Raw genomic sequence first — 16,012 nt, forward strand, 5'->3', positions numbered from 1 at the left:
AGTGCCAATGCGCAATCCGGCCGTTGACCGTCGCGCCCGCGCCGAGAGTCTCGAACGAGGCACCGGCGCAATGGATATCGCCGCCCTGCTCGACCGGGCGGCGTCGTCGGCGCGCACCGACGGCGCGAACGCGGATCCAGCCGCCCCGGACTCCGGACCGTCGAACAGCAGCAGCAGCGGCGACGACGGCAGCAACAGCGGCAGCGGCAGCGGCAGCGGCAGCGGCGACAGCAGTAGCAGTAGCAGTAGCAACAGCAGCAGCGGCGACGGCGACGACGACAGCAGCAGCAGTGGCAGTGGCAGTGGCAACGGCGGTGGCAGTGGCGGTGGCAGTGGCAACGAGGGCAGCAGTGCCCACGCGGCGAAACACGCTGTCACGGCCGCGCTCCCACGGGCCACGCCGACGCCGAGCGGCAGCGCGCGGCGCTGGGATGCCGATGCGCTGGCGGCGGCCATCACGGCGGTCGCGAACCGGTTCACCGACGCGCCCATCGACGCCGACACCGACTTCTTCGACGCGGGCGGCACCTCCGTCGCCGCGGTCGAACTGCTCGCGGCGCTGACCCGGGAGCTGGATATCCACCCGGACCTGGACACCGTGTTCTTCGACGCGCGCCCCCGCAGGCTGGCCCGCCGCTGGCTGGCCGACCATCCGGAATCCACCGCACCGCAGCCGGACCCGCCGCCCGCACCGGACAGCGACGATCTCGCGCAGCTCTTCGCCGATCTCGCCGACGCCGACCGCCTGCCGATCGTCGCACCGCCGGAGCGCGTCGCCCCGCGCCGCATCCTGCTGACCGGGGCCACCGGATTCCTGGGCAGTCATCTCCTGCTGGATCTGCTGCGGCACAGCGACGCCCACGTGATCTGCCTGGTGCGCGCCGACACCGACGACGCGGCCGCCGCCCGGTTGGAGCAGGCCGTCCGGCGCTTCGCACTGCCCTGGTCGCGGGAGGTGCTGCGCCGGGTGACGCCGCTGGCGGGAGACCTGCGCGAACCCCGGCTCGGACTGACCGAGCCGCGGTGGCGCGCGCTGGGCGAGGACGTGGACTCGATCGTGAACGCGGGTGCGGCCGTGGACTTCCTGCGCGGCTATCCCTCGCTGCGCCGCACCAATGTGCTCGGCCCGCTCACCCTGGCGGAGCTGGCCTGCACCGGCCGTCCCACACCGCTGCACCACATCTCGTCCCTGGCCGTGTTCAACGGCACCGAGGCCGTCACGCTGGGCGAGGACGACCCGACCGCGCACGTCGCCGCGCTGCCCATCGGATACGACCGCTCCAAGTGGGCCGCCGAGGCGGTGCTGCGGCGGGCGAGCGAACACGGCCTGGTGACGACCGTGCTGCGCCCCGGCGGGATCGGCGCGCACCCGGATACCGGTGCGCACAACCCCCGCGACCTCAATACCGGAATCACGGCCGCGCTCATGCGTTTTCGCACCGTGCCGGGATTCCGGTACCTCAATGCCACCCCGGTGGACTGGGTCAGCCGGGTGGCCGCCGGAATCGTCACCACGCCGAGCGCCTGGGGGCACACCTACCACCTCACCGGCGCGCCCACCACGCTCGAACGGGTGCTCGCGGAAACCACGCTGGGCGGCTTGGGCGTTCGCGTACAGCACTGGGAGCGGTGGTGTGAGGACGTGATCCGGGCGATCGAGGACGGTCCGGTGCCGGAACTGTCTTCGCTGGCACAGGTTTTGCGCAGCCCCGTCGCCCGGCGGCAGCTGGCCGCCATGGTCACCGCACCGCCCGCGACGGCCACCCGCACCGACGCCTTCGTCGCCGCCCACGGCCTGCCCGCACCCGCCTCCGGGCTTGCGGCCCGCGGGAAGATGCTCGAGACCATGGCCGGTGTGGGTCCGCTGCCCGGCGAGGAACCCTATCTGCGCTTCGCCGAAACCCTGTCCGGGGCCATCGGGCCGGTCGGCGAGACCGCCGAGATCCCCTGCGAGCTGCGGCTGTCGCTGTCCATCGCCAACACCGCCCAGATGTTCGGTTCCCGCACACTGGACGTCACCGGCGAGCTGACCTGTGCGCGGCTGCACGACGAACCGATCACGGTCGACGGCACGGCGACCGTGCGACCGCACGACGGCATCCCGCTGCGCGACGAGACGCGGCATCCGATCATGCACTACCGGTTGACCCTGCGCGCCGCCTCCGGCGAGACATGGTGGCTGCACGGATACAAGTTCGCGGCGGCCCGGCGGCGACTGGTGCGCCAACTCGGCACCCAGGTGGTGGAGATCGGCCGCACCGGCGAGCCCGCCGCCTTCACCGGAGAGGTCGCCGTGCCCATGCACACCTATCTGCCCGATCAGATCGACGGCATCCGAATCGACCCCCGGCTGTCCGAGCGCCAGCAGCGCCTGGCGAAACTGCTGTGGCTCAGCTGGTTCGGCGGTCAGCTCGGCAAGAGCCTGCTGGAGCCGATGCTCCGGGTCGGCACCGATCTGCTGGATCTGCGCCGCGCACTGCGGAAGGAGCACCGTTGACCGATCTGCCCGCCGTATCGCCGGAATACGCGGTGGCGGAGGAATTCTCCTTCCGCACCGATGACGGCGTCACCTTGCGGCTGCGGCGCGTCGGCTCCGCCGATGCCCCCGCGGTACTGCTGGTGCACGGACACGGCATCTCCTCGGATATGTTCGCGCTGCCCGAGATTCGCAGTGCGGCCGCGGTGCTCGCCGATGCGGGCTACCAGTCGTGGCTGCTCGACTGGCGCGGCAGCTCTCGGCTGCCCTACAACGAATCCGGCCCCGACTACACCCTCGACGATGTCGCCCTCTACGACCTCCCGGCGGCGGTGGCGCGGATTCGGGAGCGCATCGGCGACCGGCCGCTGTTCGCCGTGGCGCACTGCGTCGGCGCGCTGGCGCTGGCGCTGAGTCTGACCGGTGGACTGCTGCCCGGACTGGCGGGCGTGGTCGCACAGGGCGTCTTCCTCACGCCGAAGGTCAGCACCTCGGCGCGGATGCGCGTGCTGGTGGGCAGCGGTCTGCTCGGCTCCCGCGTCACCCATATCGAATCCGACTTCCGCAAGGTCGGCCTGTGGTCGCGGCGCACGCTGCTCTATGCCGCCCTGTCCCGCAAGGGCGAATGTCCCGACCCCACCTGCCGGATGGTTCACCACGGCTGGGGTATGGGCGGCGAACTGTTCGAACACGACCACGTGGACGCGCGCACCCACGACCGGCTGGCCCAGCTGTTCGGCGCGATACCGCTGTCCCTGCTACCGCAACTTCGGCAGATGGAGTTGGCGCACGCGGTGCTGCGCTGGCATGTCGACGACGACCGCTACCGCGCCCTGCCGGAGAACGCGCTCGATCGCGCCGATCGCATCGACTGCCCGGTGCTGCTGCTGTCCGGCAGCCGCAACGGGGCGTGGCTGGATTCCAACCGACTGTGCTTCGAGGTGCTGTCGGCGCGCAATCCGGAACTCGATGTCCGCTACCGCGAGATTCCCGGTTACGGCCACCTCGACACCTTCATCGGCCGGGGCGCGGCCCTCGATGTCTTCGGGTATCTGGTCGATTTCCTCGACGAGCTGTCAGCTCGGCAGGCGTAGCGGCAGACCGGCGGAGCGATAGATGGCATCGATGACGGTCATGGTGGCGACGGCGTCGTCGGGTCCGGTGGCGACCGGCGCACCGCGCAGCACCGCGGCGGCGAAGGCGTCGAGTTGATAGTCGTAGGACGTGCGCCGGGAGAATCGCCGCACCCGCCTGCCCCGGTCGGTGCGGACGATCAGGGCGTGCCCGACATGCGGCAGCACCGGATTCCACAGCCGCATGCGACCGCGCTCGCCGGTGACCGTGGCCGCGATGCGCAGCACATCCGACGACCACATCGAACATCGGACGCGGCCGGTGTGCCCGGAGGGGAAGCGCAGGTCGGCGGTCATGGCGCGGTCGATCTCCGGTCCGCGCGACTTCGCCCGTGCCGCGAGGACCGCCGGGTCCTCGCCGCCCAGCACGCGGGCCAGGTGCACGGCGTAGCAGCCCGCGTCCATCAGGGCACCGCCCGCGAGCCGGTAGTCGTAGCGGATATCGGAGAACTTCGGCAGCGGGAAGCTGAACGCCGTCTCCACCCGCAGCAGCGGCCCCAGCTCACCGGAGGCGATGATCTGCTCGGCCGCCGTCGTCAAGGGGTGATAGCGGTAGTGGAACGCCTCCATCACCACGCGATCGGAATCGGCCGCCAGCGTGGCGATCTCGCGCGCCTCCGCGGCGTTCGCGGTGAACGGCTTCTCGCACAGCACATGCTTGCCGCCCCGCAGCGCCGCGGCGGTCCAGCGGCCGTGCAGGCCATTGGGCAGGGGGATGTACACGGCATCGACATCGGGCGAATCGATCAGCGCCTGATAGCTGTCGTAGACGCCCGCGATGCCGTGCTCGGCGGCGAACCGCTCGGCTCGCGCCCGCTCCCGCGCCGCGACGGCGGTGACGACGACCTCGTGGTTCCGGCGGGCGGGTGCGATCAGGGCGGCCGGTGCGATGCGGGCCGCACCGAGAACTCCGATCCGGAGTGCGGGGCGCGATTCTTCGGTCACCCGGCGACACTAACACCGGCGCGCGCACCGCGACCGGACCGATACCGCGACCATGTCGACCAATAGCCAAGTACCCCAGCGGATTACGAATGGAGACGAGAGCATGCGGATCGCACTGCTGACGGCGGGCACCCGGGGCGACCATCAGCCGTACCTCGCCCTGGCCGATGAACTGCGCACGCGCGGGCACCGGGTCGAGATGACCGCCACCGAGAACTACGCGGACGTGGTGCGCCGCTCCGGATTCGAACCGCATGTCATCCCGTTCAATTCGGCGGAGCTGCTGGAATCCCCCGCCGCCAAACGCGGGCTGTCCTCCGGCAATCCGCTGCCGTTCGTCCAGATCATGCGGGATACGGTCAAGATCATGGCGGGCGAGCGCGGTGAGCGGATGCACCGGGTGCTCAGCGACGCCTGCGAATCGGCCGAGGTGATCGTCTCCTGCGCCTCCACCCTGCCGTGGGCAATGGAACGGCGGGAGAAGACCGGCCAGACCGTGATCGGCGGCCTGCCCTATCCGCTGGAGCGGACCGCCGAATTCCCGTCGTCGTTCATGGTCAAACAGATGGTGTCGTCGCGGCGACTGCGGCTGGCCAGCTATTCGGCCTTCGAAATCGCCTACGGGGCGGCGTATCACAAGATGGACCGGCGGGTGCGGGAGATGATGGGACTGCCCGGCAGGCCGCGCAATCCGTTCCGCCGCATTCGCGAGGACGCGATTCCACTGGTGCACATGGTGAGTCCGGTACTGCTGCCGAAACCCGCGGACTGGCCTGAGCGTTCGACCGTCGTCGGCGCACCCGTACTCCCGGCGCGGCTGCGCGGAGCGTGGGGTGAGGCCCAGGTCGACCCGGAGTTGGACGCGTGGCTCGACGAGGGCGAACCCCCGGTCTACTTCTGCCTCACCGGCATGCCGATCCTCGACCCGACCGGCAGCTGCGATCTGATCGCCGCGGTGTGCCGCCGCCTGGGGGTGCGAGCGCTGGTGACGGTGAAGGGCGAGGGCTACCCCCGGGGCATCGGATACGACCGGCGACTGCTCGTCCTGGACTCCTTCGACTACGACCGCGTGCTGCCGCGCTGCCGGGCGGTGGTGCACCACGGCGGCAGCGGCAATACCCACGACGTGCTGCGGGCCGGTCTGCCCGCGGTGGTGATCGGGGTGCACAGCGACCAGTTCTTCTACGGCTGGCGGATTTCGGCGCTCGGCATCGGAGCCGACTTCCCGTATCCGAAGCTGACCGAGAACCGGCTGCACGACGCCCTGGTGCGCACCCTCACCCCCGAAGCGCGGGACCGCGCCGCCGAACTCGGCCGCCGGGTGTCGGCCGAGAACGGAATCGGCGCCACCGCGGACGAGGTGGAACGTCTCGCCGTCACGGCGTCGGCCTGACCCATGGCCGATTCCCTGCACGTCGCCATGTTCACCGACTTCCACCCGGACACCCTGGGCGGAGTCCAGACCGCCCAGCGGGCGCTGTGCGACGGCCTGCGTCGCCTCGGGCACCGGGTGACCGTGTTCTGCCCGCCCGCGCCGGGCTCCACGACGCCGGACGGCGATACGGTGCTGCTGCGCACGACGCGGTTCACCATGTCGAACGGACTGCCGGTGGCCCTGCCGACCCGGGCCAACCGCCGCCTGGTCGACACCGCGTTCGCAGCGCGCGGGCCGGTGGACATCGTGCACGCGCTGACCACCTACGGCTGCGGGATCGCCGGTGCGCGGGCCGCCCGCCGCCACGGGGTGCCCGTCGTGCAGACCATGCAGAGCCGCGACGATCTGGTCATCGAGAAGTACTCCACCGCACCGCTTCCGGCCGCGTTGACCATGCGGCTGCTGCACGGCTGGTTCGTGCCGCTGGACCGGCGTCCCACCGCCGTCGGCGACGGCCGCGTCGCACGGCTGGCCTGGCGTCCGCTGATCGCGCAGGCCCAGGCGGCGGATCGGGTGGTCGTGCCCACCGCACACTTCGCCCGCCGCCTCACCGATCGCGGCGTGGACCGGCCGATTCACGTGGTGTCCAATGGAATCGACGACGCGCTGCTCGACCGCGTCCGCGACGTCCCGGCGACCGGGTCGGCACCGGACGCGCCGCTGCGGGTGCTGTGGTGCGGACGTCTGTCCACCGAGAAGCGGCCGCTCGAGGCGATCGAGGTGATCCGGCGGGTCGACAATGCCACGCTGGACGTCTACGGCAGCGGGCCGCTCACCGCCGACGCCCGCGCCGCCGTCGCCGACGCGGAGCTGAGCCGCCGCGTCCAGCTGCACGGAGAGGTCGACCAGGCCGCCTGCCTGCACGCCATGCGAACCCACGACCTGCTCCTGCTCACCTCCGACTGCGACACCCAGGGCATGGTGCTGCTGGAGGCGGTGGCCATGGGGCTGCCCATCCTCTACTGCGATCCGGAACTGGCCGAAACGGTGCCCGTCACGGGCGGTATCCGCGCATCCGATCCGTCCGTCGAATCCTTCACCGACACACTGCGATCCATTGCCGACGAGCGCGAGCGCCTGCATGCGGCGCGCGCCGCCCTCGCCGCGCACGCCGACGATCCCCGGCAGTCCCGACACATCGACCGCGTCCTGGCGGTCTACACCGCGGCGCTGACCGCCTCGGCTGGCCCGTCCCGCCGGAGCTGAACGCCGCCCGCCGTCACCGCAGCGCGGCTTCCAGAATCGGCCAGGAGCGGTGGAAGGCGTCCTGCCAGTACATCCAGGAATGCGTTCCGGCGGGCTGGAATTCGACCGTCGCGGGTATGCCCAGCTCGGCCAGGCGGCCCGCCAGCCGGTGGGTGCACAGGTTGGTGGCGGCCTCGATCATGCCGCCGAGCACGATCTGATTGGCCAGGGTGACGGGTTCGCCGCCCACCAGCGGATTGCCGAGCGTGTCCGCGCGGCCCGGCAGGCCGGTCGCACTGGAGATGTAGATGGTCTTGCCGCGCAGCTTGTCGGCATTGAGCACCGCGTCATGGCGCAGCCAGGCGGGATCGCCGGGCTCACCCCACATATTGCGGACGTCGGCGTCGGCGCGGGCGAGGACGAGTTCGATATAGGTGCGGCTGATGTCGTCGCTGGTGGAAGCGCACCCGCTGTAGGACGCCACCGCCCGGTACAGGTCGGGGGCGGCGATCGCGAGATTGAGCGCCGACGTGGCCGACATCGACACGCCCGCGATGGCATTGACGCCGGAGGTGCCCAGGGCCGCGTCGATGACGGGCGGCAGCTCCCGGGTGAGGAAGGTCGTCCACTTGTGACGGCCGATCTCGGGATCGTCCGCGTACCAGTCGGTGTAGTAGGAGAACGCGCCGCCGATCGGGGTCACCACATTGACGTTCTTGTCGGCGAGGAACTGCACGATATCGGTCTGCCGATGCCAGTTCGCGCGGTCCTCACCGCCACCTGCCCCATTGAGCAGGTACAGCGTCGGCCGTGGCGCGCCGGTGTCGAACGGAGTGATCACGTGCAGTGTGATGACCCGGCCCATGGACGGCGAGTACACGTGCATGATCTGCTGCCGCTGCCCCGCCCGGTCGATGAGCACCAGTTCGGCCGTGCCGCGATCAGTTGAGGCGGGATCGGCCGTGGCGGGATCGGCCGTGGCCGTACCGGACGCGCCGGTCGAGCCCGCAGCGATCACGAGGCAGCCGATCGCCGCCAGCATCGACAATCTTCTCGCGAGCATCCGCTCACTCCTTGCTCGGTCATCGCAGCTCGTACATCGCAGCGCGTGAATCGCAGCTCGTGAATCACACCGCCGCTCGCCCCATGGTCGGGGCGAGCGGCGCTGCTCCGGCGAGTGGGCCGTCAGCTGCCGAGGAACTTGCGCAGCGTCTCCGCCAGCACGTCACTGAACGAGCCGGTGGAGCTGAGCTGGCCGTCATTGGATCCGAGGCCGCTGTCGTCGAGGCTGCCGAGCACGGTCTCACCCGGATTGGCCCCGCGCGCGGTGAAGCACGCGGTCAGATTCGGCATCTCGTTGCTCACGCCGACCGTGCCCGCGACACCCACACCGCCGCTGGTGATCTGCTGGCCCGCACGCAGGCTGTCCGGCACCGGGTAGGTGATGTGCAGGGTCACCGGATTGCCGGAGTTGACGAACCAGCCGGTGCTGGTGACCTTCCAGCCACCCGCGTTCGGGGTGGCGGTCACGTCCTCGGTGCGCTGGCCCGCACCCGCGTGGTACGCGGTGACGGCCACCTTCACCGGCGCGCCGAAGCCGGTGGGCGGGAAGTCGGTGATGGTGTTGACGTACGGATTGCCGATGCCGGTGGTGCCGATCTTCACGTCGTAGGTCACCGTGGTGCCGACGCCGATGCTCTCGGCGCTGGCGATCTTCTCGTAGGTATGCGTGATCCCCACGGTGCTGACGTCCTTCTTGGTCTGATAGCTGCGCACCTCGCAGCCATCATCCGCCGCGGCGAAGCCGGTGCCGGTGACGGCGCTCAGTCCCGCAAAGACGAGCGCGGTGGACGCCGTGAGTGCGGCCGTCCTCGTGGTTCGGAACATATTTCTCCTCGATGTGTCCCGAAAGACATTCCAGGACAAGGCAATAGCAACAGAGCCCTGCGGACGGCCCCGGGGCGGCGGTGGCCACCCGGCGGCCAAGTTAACACAGTTAACTGGTCCCCCGTCCAGAAATTCTCATAATTTGACCTAGCAATGTTTCACCTCTTCCCCGGCGGTGAGCCACGAAAGCACGGATGAACGGTGGCGCGCCGGTGCGGAGCGGGATACCTCGAGCGGTGTCGGCTAGGCGAAGCGGTAGACGAGTCGATAGGTGTTGTCGCCGCCGGTGGATTCGTAGCCGCCGGTGCCGGTCAGGCCGGTGAGGTCCCCGGTGCCGGAGCCGGATACGACGGACCAGTCGGCGCGGGAATCGCCGGAGGCGTCGAAGGTGCCGGTCATGCGGAGCACGAAGGAGCCGGTGCGGCCCGCCAGGGTGCAGTGCATGCGTTGCAGACTGTCGAAACTGCCGCTGCCGTCGGCGTTGGCGCAGGTGATGCCGCGCCATTCCGCGTCGCCGACGATGTCGCCGCCGTAGCGGTCGTGGCCGGTGGCCACGCCCAGTGCGGGGGCTCCGTCGGCGGGCGCGAACTCGGTTTGTTCCCAGGACTTCGATTCGATGGTGCCGGTGGCAATCGTGTCGTTCATGACCCGACGCTAAGGTCGAGGGGGTATCCCGGTCTTGAACAAACGCGAACGCGGAGCGCCATGGATTCGACCACCGACAGCCCACCGCGCGGCCTCCTCGACCCGCGGGCGGGGGCCGGTGTGTATCGCGAGGGCTTCATCCCGGTATCGGAGGACCTGGCCGATATCGTGGCGCACTGCTGGACGGTCCGCTGGGATCTGCGTGGGCGCGAGCCGTTCGAAGTGGAGGTGCTCCCGAGTCCGGCCGTGGTGCTGGCTGTCGACGACGCACGGTGCCGGGTACACGGCGTGCTGCGCGGAAAGTACGTGCAGCGGCTGGCCGAACAGGGCGACATCTTCGGAATCACTTTCCGCCCGGCCGGATTTCGCACCCTCGTCGGACGACCGGTCGCCGAGCTCACCGATCGGGTGGTGCCGGGTGCCGAACTGTTCGGCTCCGACGCCGAACGACTCGCCGCGCGCATCGGCGCGGAATCCGATACCGAGGTACGCCGCTGTCTCGCGGAAGAATTCGTTCGCCGGTGCAGTGTCGTCGAATCCGGGCGTACCGCACTGCTCAACGAGATGGTGGACGCGATCCTCACCGATCGCACCATCGTGCGCGTCGATGACCTCACAGATCGCTTCGGATTCGGAAAACGTCACTTGCAGAAGCTGTTTCGCGAACACATCGGGATCTCCCCGAAGTGGGCCATCCAGCGCCACCGCCTGCACGAGGCCGCCCAGCGCCTGGACGAGGGGCACACGGATCTCGCCGCCCTCGCCGCCGAACTGGGTTACGCCGATCAGGCGCACTTCGCCCGCGACTTCAAGACGGTGGTCGGCCGCTCACCCGCCGCCTATCGAGGCGGTGCGCACTGAGCAGCGTCATATGAGCTGCCTACGCCGCCGCGCCAGCAGAATCGCGAAAGCGGGCACGCCGAGCAGTGCGGTGACCACCCCGACCGGCACCTCGCGGGCGCCGAAAGCACTGCGGGCGAGGGTGTCCGCCCACACCATGAACACCGCGCCGAGCAGCACCGTGACCGGCAGCAGCCGGGCGTGGCCGGGACCGACGAGGAAACGGGCGGCATGCGGCAGCACCAGGCCGACGAATCCGATCGCACCCGCCGCGCTCACCAGCGCCGCCGTCACCACGGCCGTGATCAGCAGCAGCACCAGCCGGGTCCGGCCCACCGCGACGCCGAGGGCCGCGGCCGCGTCGGAGCCGAAAGCGAAGGCGTCCAGCGTCGGCGCGTACCACAGGCAGATCACGCAGCCGCCCGCGACGACAGTGGCGCAGACGGCCACATCCGACCAGGTCGCCCCGGCCAGCGAGCCGAGCAGCCAGAACAGCACGCCGCGGGTCTGTTCGGCATTGGCCGACCACAGCACGGTGAGCGAGGTGAGCGCCGAGAACAGCTGCGTACACGCCACACCCGCGAGAATCATCCGGTCCGGGGTGCCGCCCGCACTGTAGGCCAGGGCCAGCATGAGCGTGAACGACAGCACCGCGCCGAGGAACGCCCCGCCCGACAGCGTCAGCGCCCCCGACCCGACGCCGACCACCGCCACCAGCACCGCCCCGGTGGACGCGCCCGAGGAGACGCCGAGGACGAAGGGATCGGCGAGAGTATTGCGCAGCAGCGATTGCAGAATGGCTCCGCACAGCGCCAGCCCCGCCCCGCAGATCGCCGCCAGCACCGCACGCGGCAACCGCAACTGCCAGACGATGCCGTCGGCCAGTCGACCGGCCGACGACGTCCCCAGTCCGAGATGCTGTCCGACAATGGAGTAGACATCATGCACGGAGACGTCGGCGGGGCCGATGGACACCGTCAGGGCGATCGAAAGACACAGCAGGACACCGCAACCCAGGCAGATCGACGCCGCGCGCCGGGTGCGGGTCAACGCACCGAGGCGAGACCGTCCGCCAGCTTCTCGATGGCGCCGATCTCGCGGATTCCCGGATCCAGCTCCGAGCCGGTCATGACGACATAGCGCTTGCCCTGCACCGCCCGCATCCGGTTGGTCGCCGGATTCGATTCGAGGAACTCGATCTTCGTGGTGAGCGCGTCACCCTCGATGCGCTGGCGGCTGAGATCGGCGAGCACCAGCACATCGGGATCGCTGGCGACGACCGCCTCCCAGCTGATCTCGGGCCAGTCCTCGCGCTCGTCGGCGAAGACATTGCGGGCGCCGACCTCGCGGGCGTACATGCCGGGGGCGGAACAGCATCCGGCCATGTAGGGGGCCTTGATGCCGGAGAACCAGAAGGCGACCGTCGGCTCGGAGGTGGCGTTCAGCTTCGCCGTCGCCGCCGCCAGCCGTCCGCGCAGCTCGTCGACCAGCTGCGCGCCCCGCTCCTGCACATCGAAGATCCGGGCCAGTTCGGTGATCTCCTGGAACAGCGTCTCGATGCCGAGCGGCTCGGTGCGGGTGACGGTCTCACCCTCGACCGTCGCCCCCGCGCACACCGACGGTGACTGATAGGTGGGAATGCCGAGCTGCGCGAAACGCGACCGCTCCGCGACCACGGCGGGGGTGAAGGTGTGCGCGCTCGCCGAGGTCACGATATCGGGCTCGGTGTCCAGCACCGCCTCCAGCGAGGGATCGTTGTCGGCGAGCCGCGGCACCGTCGCATTGTCGGCCTCCAGGTCCGGAAGCACCGGATCGAACCAGGTCGAGGTGCCCACCATGCGATCGGCGAGCCCCAGCGACAGCAGGATCTCCGTGGACGCCTGATACAGCGACACCGCCCGCGCGGGCGCTTGGTCGAACGTCACCTCCACACCGCAGTTCTCGATGGTCAGCGGATAGCTGGTGCGGCCGGGGGCTTCCGGCGCGCCGCTGGCGGCGGTCTCGGCCGTCTCGGCGGACCCACCGCACGCGGTCAGCCCGGCGACGAGGCAGCCGACCAGGCCCAGGAGCGAAAGCAGCCGCGCCGGGCGCGTCGTCGATGTCATGGCGAGCACCGTATCAAGATCGATGGTGGCGGCTTTCCGCGCGCGGGACTTGCCTCCGGGCCGCTCCTCGGCCAGGGTTGACTCCGATTCGACGCCGCTCGGCCGACGACGAGAGAGAGGCGAACGTGCGCCCGAACGACCGCGGACCCCGCCGCCGGGTAGCGCGCTTCGCCCTGCTGCTGCTCTGGCTGTTCAGCACGGCGTGGACGGTCGGCTGGCTGCTCGAGGGCCAGTCCGCCACCTCCGCACCGCCCGCGATTCACGGGCACTGACCGAGATCCGGCATCGGCGATCGGCCCGCGCCCATCGACCGCTCCGGCTGTGCCGGGCGGGAATCGCCGCGACTACACCAGCCGGTGTTCCTCGACCGGCGTCGTCAGGGTGGTGCCGTTCAACTCCAGGTACAGCAGCCGCTCGGTGACCGAGAGGGTCGCGGTGTTGCGGCGGTCCAGGGTCGCGGCGGCCGCGTCGATGAAGGTGCGGTCGAGGCTGTAGACCGGGATGTCCTCGGCGCGGTGGATCTTCTTGCCGACCAGTTGGGCCAGCACCTTGGCCGGGTCGCGGTGGTGGGTGTAGAGGGCGGTGCGGTCGGCGAGTTTGCTGGCGCGGTGTAGTCGGTCGGCGTCGGGCGCGCCGACTTCGATCCAGGCCGTGATGCGGCCGGTGAGGTCGCGGGCCAGGACGGCGGGCTCATCGGTGGAGGAGACGCCGCCCTCGCTGAAGGTGATGCCGTCGGTGTACTCGAGGCAGTAGGCCAGCAGCCGGGTGAGCATGAAGGCGGGTGTCTCGGATGGATGGCGGGCGACGCGCAACTCCACCTCCTGGTAGACGCCGCGATCGACGTCGGCCAGGTTGACGGAGAAGCTGTACAGCGTCGCACTCAGGGCCATAGGCGCAGAAGCATAGTCGCGAGCCGGTCCAACCTCGTCAGCCACACGGATCCGTGATCCGCCGGACACCCGGAGCTGTGATCCGCGACACCGCACCTCGAATCGGATTGACCTCAACAATCATTGAGGTTTCAAGATGGTCTCACACGAACTTCACAGCTTCTACTCAGGAGGTCATCATGACGACCGCAGCCACCACCCGCCCCACCCGCAATGCCATCAGCGTGCCCGCGCTGAGCCGCCCGGTCGCCGTCCTCGGCACGATCGCCGCAGCCGTCCTGGTCAACCTGGTCGTCTGGCTGATCGGCGCGGCGGCGGGCGGTTCCTTCGAGATGACGAACGAGGGTGTGGCGCAGTCCGTGGCGCCGGGCGGCATCGTCATCCTGACCGTCGTCCCGATGCTGGTCGGCCTCACCGCCGCCGCCCTGCTGTCCTACAAGTGGGTGGGCGTGCTGCGGACCGCGGGCGTGATCGGCTCGGTGCTGGCGGTCGCGACCATCGCCCTGACCGTCGACGCCGATTTCGACACCGCCTCCACCATCGCCCTGTCGATCACCCACCTGACCCTGGTGCCCGCCCTGATCATCGCGACCGAGGGCATGCGGCGCACGTTGATCGAGCGTTGAGCACCCGACCCGGCCCGCATCCACCACGGATGCGGGCCGTTTCGCCGTGCGGCGACAACGATTGCCGGGTGACGCCCCGCTGTTCGCGAGACCGGCGGCGTTCACATCAGTAGGCGAGGCAGTCGTCGTAGCCATCGGCGGTCAGGGGCACCCAGGAGCGGTCGTTGCGATTGTCGTACTGCGCGTCGTCGAACGCGGCCCGGATGCGCTCGGTCAGCAGCGGCACCGCGGCCTGGTCGACCGTACGGCCGGTAACGCCGGGCAAGTCTGTCATAGCGCCGAATACCTCCTCGGGCATGCGAATAGCTCGGTGATAACGGGTGCGGGGGTGGGCCCGGTATCGACCGGCCGAGCCCACCTGTAACGGAGGAGTCGAATGAAGCGTTCGCGAGGGAAGATATCTCTTGTCGATTCGGAAACGGGCATCACCTCACTTCCATCCGCAACGGACATCTCCACGTCGGTACGACGCGAGTTCGTGGGTCAGGCGTTGATGGCCTGGCGCTCGTGGTCGGCGCGGACGATCTCGATCTTGCGGGGCTTGGCCTGTTCCGCGATCGGAATCACCAAGCGCAGCACGCCGTCTCGGTAGTCGGCGCGAATCCGGTCGGTATCGAGACTCTCGCCGAGGAACAGTTGGCGGCTGAACACGCCGCGGGGGCGTTCCGCGGCGATCATCGACCTGCCCTGGTCCAGTTCCGGGCGGCTGGCCCGGACCGTCACCACATTGCGTTCGACGTCCAGATCCAGGGAGTTCGGGTCGATGCCGGGCAGATCCAGCTCCACCAGGAATTCGTCCCCGTCGCGCCAGGCGTCCATCGGCATCGCCGCCGGACGTGCCGCAGTGCCGAACACCTGCTGCGTCCACCGGTCCAGATCGCGGAACGGATCCGTGCGCATCAGCATGGTCGCCACCTCCAGCTCACTCCAATCTCACTCGCAGTGGGTTAGATAACTTATGTCTGATGACATAGATATTATTTAGCACTCTACATAGGAGAGTGCAAGCCCGATTCAGACGGCCAGTCCCTCGGTCTGCGGGCCGTTGCGCAGCAGCCAGGCGGCAACGCCCGGATACCGGGACAGCTGCTCGACCATCGCCGACAGCTCCGCGTACAGCCCTGCGCGCCAGTCGGTCTCGTCGAAGGTCAGCCCCATGTCCGCGTACACCCGATCCACCACCGCGGCGCGCACCCGGCCCCGGTCGCCGACATGGTGGTAGATGACCGACAGCGAGGTGTCCAACCGGCCGGTGAGCTCCCGCATGCTCCAGCCCTCCAGCCCGCGCTCGGCCGTCAACGCCACTGCGGCATCCACGATCACAACGCGCGACAGCCCGGTGCGGTACGCCCTGCGGGACCCCTTGGGCATCGGCGCACTCCTCCACGACGGCTCGGCGGACGGTCAACTCGGGGCAACCCTATCGCCCCGACGGTCGATTCCGGGCCACGCGGGTGACGGCTCCCGCACCGGGAGGCGGGGTTTCGCTCTACACTGACCGCGTGCGCATTCGACGTCTGATCGCCCTGTCGGCCGGTGCCCTGCTGACCCCGCTCGGCGTGGCCGCCTGCACCTCGGAGGGCCCCGGATCCAAGACCGAGTGCCAGGCCAGCGGCTGCACCATCACCTTCGACCGAGGCGTGAACGCCAAGGCCAGCATGCTCGGGGTGGAGGCGGAACTCGTTGCCGTGAACGGCAATCTGGTGACGCTGAAGGTGGCCGGACAGGAGGTGTCGGTACCGGCCGGGGAGACACAGCCCGCGGACGGCATGAATGTCTCCGTACAGGAGGTCACGCCGGATCAGGTCGTGGTGAAGATCGCCACGGGCATCCAGACCAACTGAG

Annotated in this window: 18 protein-coding genes; 8 read left to right on the forward strand and 10 right to left on the reverse strand. The window is 69.7% G+C overall.

Translation table 11 applies throughout. From position 1 onward, the window contains the following. Positions 1-7 precede the first annotated feature (7 nt). A complete protein-coding gene (locus tag QMO76_RS12275; protein WP_306361361.1) occupies positions 8-2,497 on the forward strand; it encodes a thioester reductase domain-containing protein in 2,490 nt (829 codons plus the stop codon). Continuing rightward, the gene (locus QMO76_RS12280; protein WP_306361362.1) at positions 2,494-3,570 is read left to right on the forward strand and encodes an alpha/beta hydrolase; all 1,077 of its coding nucleotides are present in this window, start codon (positions 2,494-2,496) and stop codon (positions 3,568-3,570) included. The genes QMO76_RS12275 and QMO76_RS12280 overlap by 4 nt, the downstream gene beginning before the upstream one ends. Here QMO76_RS12280 and QMO76_RS12285 read toward each other — a convergent pair. After that, positions 3,553-4,554, reverse strand: a complete 1,002-nt coding sequence (locus tag QMO76_RS12285; protein WP_306361363.1) for a Gfo/Idh/MocA family protein — start codon at positions 4,552-4,554, stop codon at positions 3,553-3,555. The genes QMO76_RS12280 and QMO76_RS12285 overlap by 18 nt on opposite strands. A 103-nt stretch (positions 4,555-4,657) precedes the next feature. Here QMO76_RS12285 and QMO76_RS12290 point away from each other — a divergent pair, with 103 nt between their 5' ends. Both QMO76_RS12290 and QMO76_RS12295 read left to right on the forward strand, forming a co-directional pair. Then, entirely contained in the window at positions 4,658-5,947 is a 1,290-nt protein-coding gene (locus tag QMO76_RS12290; protein WP_306361364.1) for a glycosyltransferase, read from the forward strand. 3 nt (positions 5,948-5,950) lie between these two features. Further along, entirely contained in the window at positions 5,951-7,195 is a 1,245-nt protein-coding gene (locus QMO76_RS12295; RefSeq protein ID WP_306361365.1) for a glycosyltransferase, read from the forward strand. A gap of 13 nt (positions 7,196-7,208) precedes the next feature. Here the strand turns inward: QMO76_RS12295 and QMO76_RS12300 are convergent, their stop codons facing one another. The 3 genes from QMO76_RS12300 to QMO76_RS12310 all read right to left on the reverse strand — a co-directional run bounded on the left by QMO76_RS12300 (position 7,209) and on the right by QMO76_RS12310 (position 9,706). After that, a complete protein-coding gene (locus tag QMO76_RS12300; RefSeq protein WP_306361366.1) occupies positions 7,209-8,237 on the reverse strand; it encodes an alpha/beta hydrolase family protein in 1,029 nt (342 codons plus the stop codon). A 122-nt stretch (positions 8,238-8,359) separates the two neighbouring features. Next, a complete protein-coding gene (locus tag QMO76_RS12305; RefSeq protein WP_306361367.1) occupies positions 8,360-9,061 on the reverse strand; it encodes a hypothetical protein in 702 nt (233 codons plus the stop codon). A gap of 243 nt (positions 9,062-9,304) precedes the next feature. Next, positions 9,305-9,706, reverse strand: a complete 402-nt coding sequence (locus QMO76_RS12310) for a DUF3224 domain-containing protein (protein WP_306361368.1) — start codon at positions 9,704-9,706, stop codon at positions 9,305-9,307. Between the two features lie 60 nt (positions 9,707-9,766). On the opposite strand from QMO76_RS12310, the gene QMO76_RS12315 reads away from it, so the two are divergent. After that, positions 9,767-10,567 (forward strand): AraC family transcriptional regulator, encoded by an 801-nt coding sequence (locus tag QMO76_RS12315; RefSeq protein ID WP_306361369.1) that lies wholly within the window; start codon positions 9,767-9,769, stop codon positions 10,565-10,567. 6 nt (positions 10,568-10,573) lie between these two features. On the opposite strand, the gene QMO76_RS12320 is transcribed toward QMO76_RS12315, so the two are convergent. Together QMO76_RS12320 and QMO76_RS12325 are read right to left on the reverse strand one after the other, a co-directional pair. Then, positions 10,574-11,596, reverse strand: coding sequence for an iron ABC transporter permease (locus QMO76_RS12320; RefSeq protein ID WP_306361370.1), 1,023 nt, complete (start codon positions 11,594-11,596; stop codon positions 10,574-10,576). After that, the gene (locus QMO76_RS12325; RefSeq protein ID WP_306361371.1) at positions 11,593-12,651 is read right to left on the reverse strand and encodes an ABC transporter substrate-binding protein; all 1,059 of its coding nucleotides are present in this window, start codon (positions 12,649-12,651) and stop codon (positions 11,593-11,595) included. Before QMO76_RS12325 ends, QMO76_RS12320 begins: the two co-directional genes overlap by 4 nt. A 125-nt stretch (positions 12,652-12,776) precedes the next feature. Between QMO76_RS12325 and QMO76_RS12330 the strand changes: the two genes are divergently transcribed. After that, entirely contained in the window at positions 12,777-12,923 is a 147-nt protein-coding gene (locus QMO76_RS12330; protein WP_306361372.1) for a hypothetical protein, read from the forward strand. A gap of 72 nt (positions 12,924-12,995) precedes the next feature. Here QMO76_RS12330 and QMO76_RS12335 read toward each other — a convergent pair whose 3' ends face one another. After that, entirely contained in the window at positions 12,996-13,541 is a 546-nt protein-coding gene (locus tag QMO76_RS12335; protein ID WP_306361373.1) for a YaeQ family protein, read from the reverse strand. Between the two features lie 179 nt (positions 13,542-13,720). Here QMO76_RS12335 and QMO76_RS12340 point away from each other — a divergent pair, with 179 nt between their 5' ends. Next, on the forward strand, positions 13,721-14,167 hold the full coding sequence (locus QMO76_RS12340) for a DUF6069 family protein (protein WP_306361374.1): 447 nt from the start codon (positions 13,721-13,723) through the stop codon (positions 14,165-14,167). Between the two features lie 106 nt (positions 14,168-14,273). On the opposite strand, the gene QMO76_RS12345 is transcribed toward QMO76_RS12340, so the two are convergent. The 3 genes from QMO76_RS12345 to QMO76_RS12355 all read right to left on the reverse strand — a co-directional run bounded on the left by QMO76_RS12345 (position 14,274) and on the right by QMO76_RS12355 (position 15,538). After that, positions 14,274-14,441, reverse strand: a complete 168-nt coding sequence (locus tag QMO76_RS12345) for a hypothetical protein (protein ID WP_306361376.1) — start codon at positions 14,439-14,441, stop codon at positions 14,274-14,276. A gap of 209 nt (positions 14,442-14,650) precedes the next feature. Next, complete coding sequence (locus tag QMO76_RS12350) at positions 14,651-15,073, reverse strand: Hsp20/alpha crystallin family protein (protein ID WP_306361377.1); 423 nt, start codon at positions 15,071-15,073, stop codon at positions 14,651-14,653. Positions 15,074-15,181: 108 nt separating this feature from the next. Continuing rightward, a complete protein-coding gene (locus QMO76_RS12355; protein WP_306361378.1) occupies positions 15,182-15,538 on the reverse strand; it encodes a TetR/AcrR family transcriptional regulator in 357 nt (118 codons plus the stop codon). 131 nt (positions 15,539-15,669) lie between these two features. Between QMO76_RS12355 and QMO76_RS12360 the strand changes: the two genes are divergently transcribed. After that, a complete protein-coding gene (locus QMO76_RS12360; protein ID WP_306361379.1) occupies positions 15,670-16,011 on the forward strand; it encodes a hypothetical protein in 342 nt (113 codons plus the stop codon). The last annotated feature ends 1 nt before the right edge of the window (position 16,012 follow it).

The organism is Nocardia sp. CC227C, from assembly GCF_030767025.1.
Taxonomy (GTDB): domain Bacteria; phylum Actinomycetota; class Actinomycetes; order Mycobacteriales; family Mycobacteriaceae; genus Nocardia.